At 67.7% G+C, this 285-nt stretch carries 1 pseudogene; it reads right to left on the bottom strand.

The features are described from left to right. Positions 1 to 285: pseudogene (locus EN861_RS35025) on the bottom strand (sensor histidine kinase); the annotation flags it as partial.

The raw sequence follows: 285 nt of genomic DNA, 5'->3' as shown, positions 1-285 counted from the left end.
CTTGGCGTGCGTTTGACGACGGCAACCACGCCAGCGGCCACCTCCCGGACACGGCACGGGGCCCTGCCGGAAACACCAGGTGCCAAGCGGGCACGCGCCAATTCCCGCTCGACATGGCGGCGAATCGCGCCGGCGCTCTTCTCGATTTCGTCGGCAAGCTTGGTTTCGCCCTTTTCGCGCAAAGTCCGGATATCGGCGGACAGGACTTGCAGCGGCGTCTTGAGGCCATGCGCAAGATCGGTAGCGCGCGAGCGGGCGCGGGAGAGGGCCTTCTCCTGGGCGTCG

The sequence above is a fragment of the Mesorhizobium sp. M8A.F.Ca.ET.218.01.1.1 genome, assembly GCF_004791165.1.
Classification (GTDB): Bacteria; Pseudomonadota; Alphaproteobacteria; order Rhizobiales; family Rhizobiaceae; genus Mesorhizobium.
Note: the sequence above shows the minus strand (reverse complement) of the source record. Positions and strands in the feature narration are given on the sequence as shown.